This is a genomic window from Vibrio sp. HM8-C, from assembly GCF_058630515.1.
Genome location: NZ_JBMMKS010000009.1, coordinates 119,287 through 134,308, shown reverse-complemented (window position 1 = coordinate 134,308; position 15,022 = coordinate 119,287). Strand labels below are relative to the sequence as shown.

Below are 15,022 nucleotides of genomic sequence, written 5' to 3'. Positions count from 1 at the left end.
ATCTAAAGATTGAACAGCTTTTTGGCGTTCAATGTGGTGAGAGTGTCGACTTCTTCAATCGTCATATCGCGAAGTTCTGCGACTCGTTTCGCGACGAGCTGGGTGTAAGCGGGTTCATTACGCTTACCGCGATGAGGGACGGGTGCAAGGTAAGGGCAGTCAGTTTCTAAAATCACGTAGTTAAGGTCGAGATGAGGAATGACCTGATCCATACCGCCATTTTTAAAGGTTGAAACGCCACCTAAGCCAAGATGAAAGCCCAACTCGTTGATTGCTTTAGCTTCTTCTACACTGCCACCAAAACAGTGGAAAACACCGCGCAGAGAGCCATCTTGCTCCTGACGCAACAGCGTTAAGGTTTCTTCAATTGAATCGCGAGTATGAATCACTACTGGTAGATCCATCTCTTTTGCCCAGTTCAGTTGGGTGACAAACGCCATCTCTTGTTCTGCTCGGTAGGTTTTGTCCCAGTAAAGATCGATACCAATTTCACCGACTGCGATGAAATTGTGTTTATCGAACCATGCACGGATGGTTTCCAGAGTCTGATTTACGTTGGCGTCCACATAGCACGGATGAAGCCCCATCATAGAACGGCAAATCTCAGGATAGGCGGCTTCTGTTGCCAGCATAGGCTCAATGGATTCCAAATCGATGTTTGGCAGCAAAATTTGGTTGATACCTTGTTCTAAAGCGCGTTGAACGACGTCATCTCTGTCTTGGTCAAATTCGCTGGCATAGATATGGGCATGGGTATCAATCATGGTGTTGTCTCGTTACATTCTGTTTGTCGGTAGTATAAGTGAGTGTGAGTATACTCTTCCTACTTGAAACTGCAGCGGTGTTGTCTGCGTTCGCTCACCCCAATCACATAGTTATCTATGCTCATGGGGATTCACTCACTTGCCGCCTACCTGCAACTTCAAGTAGTTTGATTATATCAGGTCATTTTTTGTATTTTTGCTTAAAGGCTCTAGCACCTGAGTTTGAGAGTGATATGATTTCGCCTGAACCTGTTCTACTAAAGTGCTTTATCTCAATTGCTCTTGTTACGTGAGCTTGCATCTTTAGGCGAACAGGATATCTACACATCAAATAAAGTCTGAACTTATGAATCAGACAGACCAAGAAGGAGAGTAGAGTGTCAGTATCCATCCAAGGGCAGTTCCCAGGTCGTCGTCTACGCCGTTTACGTAAACACGATTTTTCTCGTCGCCTAGTGGCAGAAAACAAACTTTCGGTAAGTGATCTGATTTACCCAATGTTTGTTCTGATGGGCAAAGATCGCCGCGAAGCGATTGAATCTATGCCGGGAATTGAACGTCTGTCGATCGATCTATTGTTGGAAGAAGCGCAGTATCTAGCAAACCTTGGTGTTCCTGCTATCGCTCTATTCCCTGTGGTTAACCAAGATGCAAAAAGTTTAGACGCTGCAGAAGCTTACAACCCAGATGGTTTAGTGCAGCGCGCAGTTCGCTTACTCAAAGAGCATGTTCCACAAATGGGAGTGATCACTGATGTGGCACTTGACCCATACACCACTCATGGTCAAGACGGCATTATTGATGACACTGGCTATGTGATGAATGATGAGACCACCGAAGTTCTCATCAAACAAGCTCTGTCACACGCGCAAGCGGGTGCCGATGTGGTTGCGCCATCAGATATGATGGATGGTCGAATTGGCAAAATTCGCGAAGCTCTGGAAGAAGCGGGTTACATCCATACTCAAATCATGGCGTACTCTGCGAAATACGCTTCTTGTTATTACGGTCCATTCCGTGATGCGGTCGGCTCTGCGAGCAACCTAAAAGGTGGCAACAAGAAAAACTACCAAATGGACCCAGCTAACAGCGATGAAGCAATTCACGAAGTTGCAATGGATGTTAACGAAGGCGCGGATATGGTGATGGTTAAACCGGGTATGCCATATTTGGATATCGTTCGCCGCGTGAAGACGGAACTGCAAGTACCGACTTTTGCTTACCAAGTTTCTGGCGAATACGCTATGCACAAAGCGGCGATTCTAAATGGTTGGTTATCAGAGAAAGACACAGTGATGGAATCTCTACTGTGCTTTAAGCGCGCTGGTGCAGACGGCATTCTGACTTACTTTGCAAAAGATGTGGCTCAGTGGTTAGCAGAAGAAAATGCGCAAGCAGCTCAGTTTCTAAAGTAAACTACCTAAAGTAAAAACAAGTCATTAAAGGCTGGCATTTGACCAGCCTTTTCTTTTTTGGACTCTAATTAAGGAAACATGAATGAAGATACGTGAAGGCAGTTTGTCTGAAGTCGTTAAGGTCGTGACTGAAATTGAAGAGTTCATTGTGAAAGAGAGCGAGCAAAGTCTGGCGCAAAGACTGGATGGTAAGCGTCATTTAATTTTGGTTGCGGAAAAACAAGGTCAAATATTAGGTTTTAAGATCGGCTACGAGCTCGATTCTAAAACCTTCTACAGCTGGTTTGGTGGCGTTTCCCCTAAAGCACGCAATATGGGATTGGCGCAAAAGTTACTCGACGAACAGGAAAAGTGGGTGATTGATAAAGGATATCAACAACTTAAAGTTAAATCCCGCAATCAGTTCCCTGCCATGTTGAGGCTGCTATTGAGAAATCATTACCTGATTGAAAACTTTGAACCTTATGAGCCTTTATTGGAAAGTCGTATTCACTTTGTGAAGCAGTTAAAAAATAAATGAGATTTTTTCTCATTTGGGTGTTGACAGTTAAATGAGAATCATTATTATTAACTTTGTCTTAGGGAATGAGTGAATTTCATAAGGATGTGAACGAGCTGCTTTTTAAACTGTTTAATGAGCATCGAATGAACAACCCAACGAACAAGCCTATTCTTTTTGACACGACATTGCTCACATTGCTTCCAGTGTAATTTTTAGGCTTTACGGTAGTGCTGAACGTTGTAATTCAGGCTGACCTTATATTGCTAGGCGACATCTAACGATGTCGCTTTTTTTATGCCAGTTATCCACCGCCGATTATTAGCGCTTTTTAGATCTTATATTTTTCTGTTTTGCTCATGATGTATAGAGACAAGTTTTTCCTTTTCCAGATTAACGAGATTTCACTCCGTAAGAAAAATCCTCAAATGTAAGATTTCTGTGTCAGTGTATGAAATTGCATCATTCAATTTGGATCGAGATCTCAAGGTGACTAAAAGGACACCGAGTGTCTTTTCCACAATTGACGATCGGGAGATGATCGTGTTTGAAAACTTAGATCTTTTATTTTTTGTATATAAAACAGTATTTTGATTGGTGTTTTGTGACTAGTTTTTTCAAGTTGATAACCAGTGGATAAATTCTATGAACAGAGTTATCCACAGAATTGTTTGCGTGTTGGTGAGTAATTAAACGAAAGCGTGAACTTGAGGCTGCAAGGTAACATAGAATCCTGAACACAGTCGTGGCATCCTAGTCGCCAATTGTTTCTCATTGGACTAGCAACACTATGGCTCGCATTCCTGATAACCCGTTAATTTTGATCGACGGTTCTTCTTATTTATATCGCGCATTCCACGCTTATCCAGGCACCATGAGTAACGGAGATATTCCAACTAATGCTGTCTACGGCGTAGTGAATATGGTCCGTTCGATGATGCGTCAATTTGCTTCGGATCGTATTGCCGTTATTTTTGATGCCAAAGGCAAAACGTTCCGTGATGAAATGTTCCCTGAATACAAAGCACATCGTCCACCAATGCCGGATGATTTGCGCTGTCAGATTGAACCTCTCCACAACATTATTCGTGCGATGGGCTTACCACTTCTTTCAATTGAGGGTGTGGAAGCCGACGACGTGATTGGTACGTTGGCGTATCAAGCTTCACAAGCGGGTATGCCTGTACTTATTAGTACTGGCGATAAAGATATGGCTCAGTTGGTGGATGATAACGTTACGCTTATCAACACCATGACCAATGTGGTAATGGACAGAGAGGGCGTGATTGAGAAGTTCGGTATTCCACCGGAACTCATTATCGATTACCTCGCGCTGATGGGCGATAAAGTCGATAACATTCCAGGTGTACCGGGTGTCGGTGATAAAACGGCGACGGCGTTACTGCAAGGTATCGGCGGTCTGGATGCTCTCTATGAGAACCTAGATAAGATTGCAGACTTGGGTTTCCGTGGTTCGAAGACTATGGCTCAAAAACTCGAAGACAACCGCGACAATGCGTACATGTCTTATAAGCTGGCAACGATTAAGCTCGATGTTGAGTTAGAAAACACACCTGAATCACTACATAAGCAAACGCCAGATCGCGATGCTCTGATTGAGCTGTACGGCAAAATGGCATTCAAATCTTGGTTATCTGAGCTGCTAGAAGGCGGCACAGGTGTTGTTGAAGCTGTTGAGAAAAGCGGTGATACCGCATCTACTGGCTCTGTAGCTGCTTCTGTTCCTCAAGCGGATACCTCTGCGGTGAAAATCGACCGTAGCCAATATCAAACCATTCTCGACCAAGACACTTTCAAAGTGTGGCTAGATAAGCTGCAATCTTCTGAGCTGTTTGCTTTTGACACGGAAACCGACAGCCTAGATTACATGGTGGCAAATTTAGTTGGTGTCTCTTTTGCGGTAGCAGAAGGCGAGGCAGCATACGTTCCTGTTGCTCATGATTATCTGGATGCACCACAGCAGCTAAGTCGTGATTGGGTTCTTGAACAACTAAAGCCTATCTTAGAAGATGAGTCGAAACATAAAGTTGGTCAGAACTTAAAATACGATGCGAGCGTACTTGCGCGTTATGGTATTGAGATGCGCGGAATTGCGCACGACACTATGCTGGCGTCTTACGTTTATAACAGCGTGGGCGGTAAACATGACATGGACAGCCTAGCTCTGCGCTTTATGCAGCATAGCTGCATCTCGTTTGAACAAGTTGCGGGCAAAGGCAAGAATCAGCTAACGTTCAACCAAATCGATTTAGAGCAAGCGGCACCTTATGCAGCTGAAGATGCGGATGTTACTCTGCGTCTACACAATCGTTTATGGAAACTGATTGAGCAAGATGAAAAGCTGCTTCCTATCTACCGTGATATTGAGATGCCATTGGTGCCTGTGATTTCACGTATTGAGCGTACGGGTGTGTTGATTAATGACATGCTGCTTGGTACTCAATCACAAGAAATCGCTCTACGCCTTGATGAGTTAGAGAAGAAAGCGTTTGAAATTGCGGGTCAAGAGTTCAACCTAAGCTCGCCAAAACAGCTACAAACAATTTTGTTTGATCAGATGAAGCTTCCGGTTGTGAAGAAAACACCATCTGGCACGCCATCAACCAACGAAGAAGTGCTGCAAGAGCTGGCATTGGATTACCCGCTACCGGCTGTGATTCTGGAATATCGTGGTTTAGCTAAGCTAAAATCCACTTACACCGACAAGCTGCCGAAGATGATCAACCCAACGACTGGTCGTGTACACACGTCTTATCATCAGGCGGTGACAGCGACAGGTCGTTTGTCTTCGACCGATCCTAACTTACAAAACATTCCAATTCGTAACGAAGAAGGACGTCGTATTCGCCAAGCGTTCATTGCTCCGCATGGTTGGAAAATCATGGCTGTCGACTATTCGCAAATCGAGCTTCGTATCATGGCGCATCTGTCTGGAGACAAAGCGTTATTGGAAGCGTTCCAGCAGGGTAAAGACATCCACGCTGCTACAGCCGCAGAGATCTTGGGGATCACCATCGATCAGGTGACCAGTGAGCAGCGTCGCCGAGCTAAAGCGGTTAACTTTGGTTTGATCTACGGTATGAGTGCATTTGGTCTGGCTAAACAGTTGGGTATTCCTCGTGGTGAAGCGCAAACCTATATGGATAAATACTTCGAACGTTACCCTGGCGTAATGCAGTACATGGAAGATACGCGAAGTGCTGCCTCTGAACAGCGGTATGTAGAAACCATCTTTGGTCGTCGTCTACATCTGCCTGAAATTTCTTCTCGTAACGCTATGCGTCGTAAAGCGGCAGAGCGCGCTGCGATTAACGCACCAATGCAAGGCACTGCGGCAGACATCATCAAAAAAGCGATGCTGTCCGTTGATGAGTGGATCCGTGAAGAGGGTAATGGTCGCGTTAAATTGCTAATGCAAGTACACGATGAATTGGTGTTTGAAGTTGAAGAGACGGCTTTATTCGAAATTGAAAGTAAAGTACGAGAATTGATGGAATCCGCCGCTGAACTTAAAGTGCCACTGGTTGCTGAAGCAGGGCATGGTGACAACTGGGATCAAGCACACTAATCACACTGTTTTGCCCAAAAACCGAGTAAAATATGAGCCAGCGCACAGTCGCTGGCTTTATTTTTATCTGCGAAAAAATAAACGCAATTCAAGAGTTTATGTTGCTTAATAAAAACTTAATGAAAAAAAATTACAAAAGTGGTTTTCATTTCTGACCAATTGTTGTACATTAACTTCCGTAGGGTACAGAGGTAAGATGTTCTATCTTTCAGACCTTTTGTTTCACGTTATTGGATTAGGCTGATTCAGCCGCCCCAGTCTCCTTTTGACTGGGGCGTTTTTTCTTGTGCGCTACAAAACTTTTTCTCTGCTGAAAACACACTTCTTCTTTCCAATATTCTTGACCGTTTTAACCACCTTAAAGCAACTATTGGTTCGTATTTTTATGAATCCTAATGTCAATTCTGTAATTTTATATCATCCATCAAATCTCTTATTTTTAGAGTATTAATTCTATTGTTTTGGTTTTAACTGGCTGAAAAATAATAGGAATGAAGTTGTGTTGAGGTGGAAGGTGTTTTTCGTGATCAGGATATATTGTATTTGAGAAGGGATTGGGGAATTCTAGATCGCATAATAATAACGATTACCTTGTATTCTCTCCATTCCCCCACTTAGGTGGGGATTTTTGTATCTGCAGGTTATTCACTAGCAACTTTAAGTGAGAAAAGAAAAGCCCCGCCAAGTGGCAGGGCTGTTTTGGGAATACTTCCTAATTATTCTTGTTCAGAATCTTGCTGGTCTTCTTCAAGAACTTCTTCTACTACTTGTTCCGCAAGTGCTGGCGCAAACCATGAATCGAGTTTTGCGCGCAGAATATCGACACCAATGCCACTTAATGATGAGAAACCATCAACGCTCACATCACCACCAAATTCTTTCGCATCATTACGAATTTTTAGAATTTGAGCTTTACGCGCACCGCTTTTCAGTTTGTCTGCTTTAGTCAGTAACACCTGAACAGGGATACCGCATTCTACAGCCCACACGACCAGTTGTTGGTCGAGATCTTTCATCGGGTGACGAATATCCATCAAAACAACTAGGCCTTTTAGACATTGACGCTTTTGCAGGTACTCACCTAATGATTGTTGCCACTTTTTCTTCATTTCAAGTGGAACTTGGGCAAATCCATATCCTGGTAAGTCAACAATGTGGCAACCTTCGGTCACTTTAAACAAGTTAATTAATTGAGTTCGTCCTGGGGTTTTACTGGTTTTCGCTAGGCTCTTCTGATTAGTTAATCGGTTGAGAGAACTAGATTTTCCAGCATTTGAGCGTCCTGCAAACGCAATTTCGATACCTTCGTCAGCTGGAAGATGGCGAATGTCTGGTGCACTGGTAATGAAATGCGTGTTTTGATAATGAATTTTTACGCTCACTGTTAACTCCATCTCGACTTTGTGTAGTCGATTGATTACTTTTTTGTGAAATTGTGTAAAATAACCGTGCTCGGCATAAGGTCGCCAATTGTACCACAGTGGTACTGGAAGCTTGATTATTATAAATGGAATGTCATGAATAAATTAGCGCTAATATTGAGTCTTTTAGCCAGCTGCTCCGTATGGGCCCAAGGCAGCATAGAAGCTGGCAAAGCAAAATCCGAAACGTGTGTTGCCTGTCACGGTGCTGATGGCAACAGTCTAATTACAACTTACCCTAAACTTGCTGGCCAACACGCTAAGTATATTGAGAAGCAGCTAAAAGATCTCAAACTTGGTGCTACTAGTGCTGGTAAACAAGGCCGTTACGATCCTGTAATGAGTGCTATGGCTATGCCACTTAGCGACGAAGACATGTCTGACTTGGCTGCTTACTTCTCTTCACTCCCTATCTCTTCTAACTCTACACCTGAAGACGTAGTAAGCACTGGTAAGGCATTATACACAGCTGGTGATGCAACTCGCGGATTGACCGCTTGTATCGCATGTCACGGTCCACGTGGTAATGGTACAGAACTTTCAGGATTCCCTAAAATTTCTGGTCAGCATGCTGATTACGTTAAAGCACAACTGCTGAAGTTCCGCGATGATTCTCGTGGTAATGATATGAACGCGATGATGCGTGATGTTGCTAAGAAATTGACCGATGCCGATATTGAAACTTTGTCTAAATATGTTGGTGGTCTGCACTAACTGATGGCCTGCACTAGCAAGGCCTAGCCAAGTTCGAGCAATGTTGTAAATAACCCCGAAGCCTACTTCGGGGTTATTGCATTTTAGGGCTGGATTTTTTTGTTAGCCTGTCAATTTAGCTATTCATCAGAAATGGCTGATGGGTTTGTAAGACATTTGCCATTCAAAGAACTTTTCTTTTGTTTAACTTTTAATTAACTATTTGATTTTTATAAATCTTGATTGTTTTAAACAAAATTGGTGTAAAAATTAGAGCTAGATCCATTGTTTACACGCTTGATAGGCGTAAAGTTCTCGTGTCGGCAAGATGCTGACAGAGGGAACTCAGACCAAGAAGGTCTCCAAGGAGCAAGTAGGGATAGCTTGCAATCCGGTAAGGGACAAACAATAAGTAGGATGCTTATTGGTATAGGGATGGTCACCTCGTCTAAAGGTAAGACAGTGTAAAGGATCGAGCAAAGGAACGCTTTGCTACAGGAAGTAACACTTAAAAAGTAATAGTGGAAAGCCAAAATTCATCAGGATGATGACAAAACACACTTTTTAGCAGGGAAAGCACTAAAAACAAATGGAATATTGGTGTACCTAATCGGTACGACCCCTTTTTTGTCACACACGTGACAACTTAGAAAGCGATAGGTAAACCTATCGCTTTTTTTATTTTTAACTAAATTGTTGAAAAAGTGTTCGTTTACACTCCACTCCAGCGCCAGTTTCTGGTATGTTTCGCATCCCCCGTTAAAGGATGCCGAAATGCACAACTGCCCTCTATGTCACAGCGATAAAACCGATGCGTATTTTGCAGATAAACATCGGGAGTATCTTCAATGTCAGACATGTCAGTTGGTATTTGTTAACTCGCAGCACCGCTTAAGTGCTGAGCGTGAAAAAGCGTTTTATGACTTACACGAAAATGATCCGAACGATGCTGGCTATCGTCGCTTTTTATCTCGTGTATGTGATCCTATGCTTGAAAGACTGGCTCCAGAATCGAAAGGGTTAGATTTTGGCTGTGGCCCAGGGCCAACCCTCTCTTTGATGCTAGAAGAAGCAGGTCACAATGTGGCTTTGTACGATATCTTCTTCCATCCAAACGAGCAGGCGCTACAGACGGAATACGATTTTATGACTGCCACTGAAGTGATTGAACATCTGCATCATCCCGATGCGGTGTGGCAGCAATGGTTGAATTTGGTTAAACCCGGAGGCTGGATTGGTCTAATGACCAAAATGGTAAAAGACAAAGACGCTTTTGCTAGCTGGCACTACAAGAACGACCTCACGCATGTGGTCTTCTTTAGTCGCGCCACATTCCAGTTTCTGGCCGAGCGAGATAAGCTCGAACTTGAATTTATAGGCAACGATGTAATTTTGCTGAGGAAACCCCAGTAATGTCTAGAGAAAAGAAAACTTCCACCGGTATTAACGGCGATCTCGTTTTCGCACGTAAACATAACCGTAAGAATGACGACGTTGAAGGTCGTGAGCGCAAGAAAGCGAAGAAGCACAAAGGATTGAAAAGCGGTAATCGTCACTCTGAAGGCAAACAAAAAACCGAACGAGCAGCGGCACAGGCTCGCGATCCTCGTTTAGGCAGCAAGAAAAAGATTCCTTTGATTGTTGATGCTAAGAAACCAACTAAACAAGAGCGCCGTATTTCTGCTGAGAAAGAGCTAGAAATGCTAGAAAACGATGCGCAACTAAATGTGTTGCTGGATCGTATCGACAACGGTGAGAAGCTTGGTGCTGGTCTTCAAAAATATGTTGATGAGAAACTGGATCGCATTGAAATCTTGATGAAGCAACTTGGCATCTACGAAGATGATCTTGAAGTTGAAGAAGAACAAGATGAGCCTGTTGAAAAACTTTCTGCTAATAAAGAGCCAGCGGTCAAAGCGACCAAACGCCAGCCAAAAACAGATGATGAATACTTGTCTGACTTCGAAAACATGGACATGAATGAGTACAAGGGATAAGGACTTAGAATGAACGTAACCCTATTAGTAATAGTCGGCGCTGCGATCATTTTGGGCCTGGCATCTTATGCTGGCTACCTTCTGCTGCAACTGAAAAAGCAAAAAGCGTTGCAGCAGCAACACCAGTCTCTGGCGATTGAAAAACGTAACGCGAATATCTTTGAGAGCGTAAACATACTGTGTATGGCTGGAATACAAGGGCAGTGCGATCTGTCAGAAATCAGTATTCGCGTCTACAACATTATGGATTATGTTCAGGGCGAAGACCGTGTCGAATTTGATGCAGAGTATCCAGCGATTTCAGAGCTTTATCATATCGTTAAGGATATGCCTCGTGGTGAAGCTCGTCAGGGTATGGCTAAGCAAGAGCGCATGAAACACAACCTTACTCGTCAGAAAGCTGAAAGTCGCTTGAATGACGCCATCATTGAAGAACTTCAAGCGCTGAAAAAACGCGTTCAGCCACTGAATAATCAAATTGCCATTCAAATGGTGTGATAAATGGTTCATCTGCTAGTAAGTGATCGAGCTAGCAGATTCGAACATTTTGTTGCTAAATTTTATTTTGCTGCCCGACGCTTTTCATGTCGTGTGGCAAAATGCACCTATTCAGATTAGGTCAACAGACTGAAAATAGGTCAATAGACCCTAAACAACGGAAAGAGTCACTATGTCGTCGCAAGTCGTACCGAGTCAGCAGATCGTTTGGGATCAGGCTGTTTTAGACAAGTACAACTACTCTGGGCCTCGCTACACGTCTTATCCTACTGCAGTAGAGTTTCATGAAGCTTTTACTATTGCAGATTACGATAGGGCTTGTGCGCAGTATCCGGAGCGACCGCTATCGCTTTACGTTCATATCCCATTTTGTCACAAGCTTTGCTACTACTGTGGCTGTAATAAAGTGATTACACGTCATTCGCATAAAGCGGACGAGTATCTGGATATTCTTGCCCACGAAATTCAGCAACGCGCGTCATTGTTGCAAGGTCGTCGAGTTACTCAGCTGCATTTTGGTGGTGGTACGCCAACATTCCTGACGAACAAGCAAATTACCCGTTTGATGACTCTGCTGCGCAGCGAGTTTTTCTTTGAAGATGATGCAGAAATCAGTATCGAAGTTGATCCGCGTGAGATTGAACTGAGTGTGCTTGACCATCTGAGAAGCGAAGGCTTCAACCGTCTGAGCATCGGTGTGCAAGATTTCAATAAAGAAGTTCAAGCGTTAGTGAACCGTGAACAAGATGAAGAATTTATTGTTCAGTTGGTTGAACGTGCAAAACAGCTGGGTTTCCGTTCTACCAACTTAGATTTGATCTATGGTTTGCCTAAGCAGACTTTAGAATCCTTTAGCCAAACGCTAGAAAAAGTACTGGAGATGAAACCGGGTCGTCTGTCGGTGTTTAACTACGCGCACATGCCGCAACTATTTGCTGCCCAGCGTAAGATTAAAGACGCAGACTTACCATCTGCCGATGAGAAAATGGCGATTCTACAGCACTCCATTTCTACGTTGACTGGTGCGGGTTACCAGTTCATCGGTATGGACCATTTCGCTTTGCCTGATGATGAGCTGGCTATTGCTCAGCGTAATGGAGTACTTCATCGCAACTTCCAAGGCTACACCACTCAAGGTGAATGTGATTTAGTTGGTTTTGGTGTATCGGCTATTTCAATGATTGGTGATGCTTATGCACAAAACCAAAAAGAGCTAAAAAAATACTACGAGCAAGTGAATGAAATGCGCCACGCTTTGTGGAAAGGCGTCAGTCTTGATAGTGATGACTTACTACGTCGTGAAGTGATCAAACAGCTGATTTGTAATTTCAAGCTTGATAAGCGAGATATTGAGCAGCAGTTTGGTGTACGTTTTCATCAATATTTTAAGCATGATTTAGCACTGCTACAGACCTTTATTGATGACCAATTGGTCGTAGTGGATGATAAATATATTGAAGTCACACTTCGCGGACGTCTGTTGATTCGTAATATCTGTATGTGTTTCGATAAATACCTTCGTCAACGTGCTCGCCAGCAGCAATTTTCTCGCGTGATATAGCGCTTATTGGAAAACAGTATTAAAAAAGCCAGCGAATAAGCTGGCTTTTTACTTTCATCAATTCGGTGAAAAGGTAACTGACATCCGAAATTAATTTGCTTCTAGTAGGCTCAGAGCTTTTCGCGTCACATCATGTGCTGCATGAGTCAGATTTTGATGCTGCAGAGCGTCGGCTAAATATGCGTAGTCAGAAACACTTGAGCGCAGAGACAACGCTTGCTCTAAATGTTGCTGCGCTAATTTCCATTCTTCTTCACGCAGATACAGCTGACCTAAAGCGCTGTGTGCTTCGGCATTCTTATCATCCTTTGCGATTGTACCTTTTAACATCACAATGGCTGGGTAGCGGTCGCTAAGATTGAGTTCTGGAATTAAAGCGTAAAGCTCAGGTGTTGCCTGCTTTTTCAAGTTCTCTTTTATTAAAGAGAAAGCTTCATTATCGGCTTTTCGTTTAATCAGTTGCTGGATAAACGCGGTGACTAACGCGGGTTCAGCTTTGAGTTTTTTCGCCAAACCATTCCAATGTGCCAGCAAACCTTCAGTACCTTTCTGACTCGCAATCGCTTCTAAAGCACCACACTGAGCCGTTAACGTTAGCTTTTGTGCTTCTTGTTCCGTTAAGCGTTTCGCTTTTACCAGCTTCGGCAACAGATCGAGCAAAGGTTTCCACTCTTTGTTATGCAGATAAGTCTGCTTGAGTAAGTTTAAGATGATGGTGTTATTTGGGTGCTGATGTTGCAAGGCGTTTAGTGTTTGCGTTGCTTTGTCATAATCACCGTCACTAATTTGTTGCTTGGCTCTGGTAAGTTCAACCGCTAAGGTCGCGTTCTCTTGTTTCGCAGCCATTTCCAAGTAGCGATCGCGTTTCTCTCTGTCACCCATGCCATTGGCTGCTTCTGAAGCCACAAGGTAGCAGAGTAGAGGCATATCATGGTGACTAGCCCAACGAATGACTTTTTTCTCTGCCTGTTTCCAGTCACCTTCAAGGAGTTTGATAATGCCTTGGTTTGTGTAACGACGAGAACGGCGTTGCTTACGAATACTAAACCAGTTCCAAGTCGTGAAGCTCATGTAGAAAAATTTCTTCACCACAAATTCAAGTGCAAACAAAGCGGCTAGGGCACCGATAATAAAAATAACCAGTGTCGTAACACTCATTTCAATGGTTTTGTTAGCAATTGAGATCAGTACGTAACCTTGTTGACCAGCATACTGAGTGCCGACAAATAGCCCCGCCCCAAGGACTACGAAAAGAAAGATTAAACGAATCATTCTTTATCCTCCTTAATGACGGAAGTGACTTCGCGGCGTAAGCGCTCATTAATTACATCAGACAGCTGTTTTTGTGTTTCCAGTTTTACTGGGTAATCCACTTGAACGTTTTGTTCTGCTAGTTTCGCCAGTGTTGATTGGAAAGCTTTAACCGAGTTGTCGTTTTGATTAAAGAAAGAGGTTGACCACTCTTGAGCGGTTTTTAATGCCGTGGAGTAGATCTCTTGTTGTTCGACGTACACAGATTTAATTGCAGTTTCTAGCTTCGCTTTCACGTTCTCTTTTAGATAGAAATGCTGCTGAGGTGAAAGCAGTGGAATCACGTTACCATCACGAGTACGGAAGGTGATGAAGTTTTCAGCGAAATCTTTTAGTGATGTCATCAAATTGTCTTGCCAATTATTGATGTCATCAGAAACCACTTGCTGAGTCTCTTGAGGTGCGTCAGGTAAAATAGCGTTTGCTAGAGGTAACGAATCAACTTGTTGCTGTAGGCTGGTTAAGCGCAAAACAAGGCCATCACGGTCAACCAGTGGAACCGTTTTTAACTTGGTTATGTCATTCGCCATCGCTTTACGTAGCGGTGTTAAGCTTGGGTCATTAAGCGATGCGATACGTTGATCGGCACTTTCCATTAGCTGAGTGGCACTCTCGACATCGTGTTCAATGAACAGTTTGCGTCCGGCAAGTTTAACTAAGTAATCCGCTTCAGCGAGCAACCAGTCATTTGGGCGTCGACCTTTTACATCCGCCATCGCTAACTGTAAGCCTTCAATGCTTTTTTGTTGCTGCTCAAGAACGGTTTCTGCTCGATGAGTAATTTCAGTAGCCTTTGCTGCCGCTTGTTGTGTGATTTCTGCAAGTTGAGTATCAACCGTGCTGCGAGTCTGGTTTAGTTCGGCACGCAGTGCTGCAATTTGTGCTTCGTATTGAGTTTGTTGCTGTTGCATTTGAACAGCGAGACCACCGCCGAGTAAAACTGCGAGAACAATGGCCACAGTAGCCAGTTTTGTGCCTTTCTTGCTTTGTTTGTCTAATTTGTTCAACTGCTCAACGTTTGAGGTCGAGTGGCTTTGAGTTGACTTTTGAGCTGTTGGTTTAGATTCCGTAGGTTTACTATCAGGAGAAGCTTCTTTAATTGGTGCGGTTTCCGCTTTTGGTTGCGCTTCTTTAGTATCCGTATTTGAGGATATAACGTCCGACGGAATTGAGTCTGACGGAGTTTCGATTGGAGCAGCAGTAGAAAGTGTTTCTTGGTTTTTTTCCGGTTCTGTTTTCGGATTATCTTTTTTACTTGTCATTGCTGATTGTCC

13 protein-coding genes are annotated in these 15,022 nt (G+C 43.5%); 9 read left to right on the top strand and 4 right to left on the bottom strand.

Annotated elements, in window-relative coordinates:
* Nucleotides 1-2: 2 nt before the first annotated feature.
* Complete coding sequence (locus tag ACOSVQ_RS12200; RefSeq protein ID WP_491982828.1) at nucleotides 3-764, bottom strand: TatD family hydrolase; 762 nt, start codon at nucleotides 762-764, stop codon at nucleotides 3-5.
* A gap of 377 nt (nucleotides 765-1,141) precedes the next feature.
* Here ACOSVQ_RS12200 and hemB point away from each other — a divergent pair, with 377 nt between their 5' ends.
* The 4 genes from hemB to spfP all read left to right on the top strand — a co-directional run bounded on the left by hemB (nucleotide 1,142) and on the right by spfP (nucleotide 6,511).
* On the top strand, nucleotides 1,142-2,179 hold the full coding sequence (hemB, locus tag ACOSVQ_RS12195; protein ID WP_491982827.1) for a porphobilinogen synthase: 1,038 nt from the start codon (nucleotides 1,142-1,144) through the stop codon (nucleotides 2,177-2,179).
* Nucleotides 2,180-2,261: 82 nt separating this feature from the next.
* Entirely contained in the window at nucleotides 2,262-2,699 is a 438-nt protein-coding gene (locus tag ACOSVQ_RS12190) for a GNAT family N-acetyltransferase (protein ID WP_491982826.1), read from the top strand.
* A gap of 769 nt (nucleotides 2,700-3,468) precedes the next feature.
* Entirely contained in the window at nucleotides 3,469-6,267 is a 2,799-nt protein-coding gene (gene polA / locus ACOSVQ_RS12185; protein ID WP_491982825.1) for a DNA polymerase I, read from the top strand.
* Between the two features lie 196 nt (nucleotides 6,268-6,463).
* Nucleotides 6,464-6,511: a small protein SpfP gene (gene spfP / locus ACOSVQ_RS12180; RefSeq protein WP_438356636.1), complete on the top strand. Its 48-nt coding sequence runs from the start codon at nucleotides 6,464-6,466 to the stop codon at nucleotides 6,509-6,511.
* Between the two features lie 472 nt (nucleotides 6,512-6,983).
* Here the strand turns inward: spfP and yihA are convergent, their stop codons facing one another.
* Complete coding sequence (gene yihA, locus ACOSVQ_RS12175) at nucleotides 6,984-7,649, bottom strand: ribosome biogenesis GTP-binding protein YihA/YsxC (protein WP_491982824.1); 666 nt, start codon at nucleotides 7,647-7,649, stop codon at nucleotides 6,984-6,986.
* A 135-nt stretch (nucleotides 7,650-7,784) separates the two neighbouring features.
* Between yihA and ACOSVQ_RS12170 the strand changes: the two genes are divergently transcribed.
* From ACOSVQ_RS12170 to hemN, 5 genes are all read left to right on the top strand, one after another.
* Nucleotides 7,785-8,402: a c-type cytochrome gene (locus ACOSVQ_RS12170; protein ID WP_491982823.1), complete on the top strand. Its 618-nt coding sequence runs from the start codon at nucleotides 7,785-7,787 to the stop codon at nucleotides 8,400-8,402.
* Nucleotides 8,403-9,155: 753 nt separating this feature from the next.
* Nucleotides 9,156-9,794, top strand: coding sequence for a class I SAM-dependent methyltransferase (locus ACOSVQ_RS12165; protein WP_491982822.1), 639 nt, complete (start codon nucleotides 9,156-9,158; stop codon nucleotides 9,792-9,794).
* Complete coding sequence (gene yihI, locus ACOSVQ_RS12160) at nucleotides 9,794-10,378, top strand: Der GTPase-activating protein YihI (protein ID WP_491982821.1); 585 nt, start codon at nucleotides 9,794-9,796, stop codon at nucleotides 10,376-10,378. The genes ACOSVQ_RS12165 and yihI overlap by 1 nt, the downstream gene beginning before the upstream one ends.
* 9 nt (nucleotides 10,379-10,387) lie before the next feature.
* Nucleotides 10,388-10,876, top strand: coding sequence for a DUF2489 domain-containing protein (locus tag ACOSVQ_RS12155; RefSeq protein WP_491982820.1), 489 nt, complete (start codon nucleotides 10,388-10,390; stop codon nucleotides 10,874-10,876).
* Between the two features lie 172 nt (nucleotides 10,877-11,048).
* Nucleotides 11,049-12,437 carry an oxygen-independent coproporphyrinogen III oxidase gene (hemN, locus tag ACOSVQ_RS12150; RefSeq protein ID WP_491982819.1) on the top strand — a complete coding sequence of 463 codons (1,389 nt, stop codon included), beginning with the start codon at nucleotides 11,049-11,051 and terminating at the stop codon, nucleotides 12,435-12,437.
* 90 nt (nucleotides 12,438-12,527) lie between these two features.
* On the opposite strand, the gene ACOSVQ_RS12145 is transcribed toward hemN, so the two are convergent.
* Both ACOSVQ_RS12145 and ACOSVQ_RS12140 read right to left on the bottom strand, forming a co-directional pair.
* Nucleotides 12,528-13,709, bottom strand: a complete 1,182-nt coding sequence (locus ACOSVQ_RS12145; RefSeq protein ID WP_491982818.1) for a heme biosynthesis protein HemY — start codon at nucleotides 13,707-13,709, stop codon at nucleotides 12,528-12,530.
* Complete coding sequence (locus ACOSVQ_RS12140) at nucleotides 13,706-15,010, bottom strand: uroporphyrinogen-III C-methyltransferase (protein ID WP_491982817.1); 1,305 nt, start codon at nucleotides 15,008-15,010, stop codon at nucleotides 13,706-13,708. The genes ACOSVQ_RS12145 and ACOSVQ_RS12140 overlap by 4 nt, the downstream gene beginning before the upstream one ends.
* Nucleotides 15,011-15,022 lie beyond the last annotated feature (12 nt).